Raw genomic sequence first — 1,676 nt, forward strand, 5'->3', positions numbered from 1 at the left:
TCGTCGTCCGATCCTGCCTCGGGTCCACACACGACATAGGCGACAAGGTGCTTGTCGCCGGCACGGTCCTGGCGCGCCACCACCACCGCCTCGCGCACCCAGGCGTGCTCGCCAAGCCGGGCGGCGATCTCGCCCGGCTCGATGCGGAAGCCGCGGATCTTCACCTGGTCGTCGTTGCGGCCCAGGAATTCCAGATTGCCGTCCGGCAGGTAGCGCGCCAGGTCGCCGGTCCGGTACATCCGCGCTCCCGGCTCCTTACTGAACGGATCGGCCAGGAAACGCTCCGCCGTCAGCTCGGGGCGGTTCAGGTAGCCGCGCGCCACCCCCGCCCCGCCGATGTAAAGCTCACCCACCGCCCCGAACGGCACAGGCCCACCATGGCCGTCCAGCAGATACACCCGCGTGTTCGCAATCGGACGCCCGATGGGGAGCCGGCCAAACGTCTCATCAATCGCGGTAATCTCGCAGACTGTCGCAAAGGTTGTCGTCTCGGTCGGACCGTAGCAGTGCAAGAGATGCTGCGGTCGGCTCCCCCTCAAGACCCGTGCTACTGTCGCCACATCAACCGCATCACCGCCGACCAATAGCAACCGCAAGCTTGCCAGCGCCGGGCCTAAATCATCAGCGCTCTGCCTAAACAACCCGGCTGTCAGATGCAGGACGGTAATGCCATGCTGCTGAACCAGACGGCGCAGCACCTCTGGCTGCAGCACATCAATTTGTGGAATCACAACCAGGCTTGAACCGTGTAGCAGCGGTGCCCACACTTCCAGGGTACTGATATCAAACGCGGGATTGCCCACCCACGCCACACGATCACTCGAGCTGAACTGCGCATAGCCATTGTTGATGACGAGCCGGTTGACCGCACGGTGAGCAACAACAACTCCCTTCGGAAGGCCAGTTGAGCCGGACGTGTACATCACGTAAGCGGCAGCCTCGGCGCTCAATGCCAGGCCAGGATCGGCACTAGACCCTGCTCCGGTCATGAGCGGCTCAATCGCCAGAACAGGGATCGTCACCTCAAGCAGATCATCATCGTCACTCTGGCTAAGCACCAGGCGCGCAGCACAATCGGCCATCAGCCATTCTTGTCGCGCAGATGGAAGAGCGCGATCGATCGGCACATACACTCCGCCCGCCTTCAGGATCGCCAGCTGCGCCACCACAAGGGCGACGGAGCGGTCCAGCACTGTCGCAACGCGATCCCCGGGCCTCACCCCGAGCCCGATCAGATGATGCGCCAGCCGGTTGGCGCGCGCATTGAGCGCGCCATAGCTCAGCCGCTCGTCCTCATAGACCACCGCCACCGCGTCCGGCGCCTTTTGCACCTGCTGTTCGAACAGCTGATGGATGCACACTTCTGAGGGATAGGCCGCCGCCGTCCGGTTCAGATCCTCCAGCAGGTATGTGCGTTCGTCGGCCGGCAGGATGTCGATGCGGCCGACCGGCTGCCGCGCATCGGCCATCGCGCAATCCAACAGATTTTGCAGATGCTGCGTCATGCGGTCGATCTGCTTCGGCGCCAATCGGCTGGCATCAAAATGCCATCGACAGCTCCCATCCAGAGCGCAAACCTCCAACGTCAGCAAATCGCCGCATGGGGCTGACCCAGCACTTTGGCTTGTCGTCAGATCGCCAGCGACAGAACAGCTGTCTGTCGTGATTGTGATGCC

The 1,676-nt window shown here is 63.1% G+C and carries 1 protein-coding gene; it reads right to left on the minus strand.

Features of this window, described 5'->3' with window-relative positions; all coding sequences use genetic code 11:
- Positions 1-1,505 (minus strand): non-ribosomal peptide synthetase (locus tag A3C3_RS40975; protein ID WP_198019879.1); only part of this gene is annotated, 1,505 nt, incomplete at its 3' end.
- Positions 1,506-1,676: the final 171 nt, after the last annotated feature.

Origin of the sequence: Rhizobium mongolense USDA 1844 (assembly GCF_000419765.1) — a bacterium.
Lineage (GTDB): Bacteria > Pseudomonadota > Alphaproteobacteria > Rhizobiales > Rhizobiaceae > Rhizobium > Rhizobium mongolense.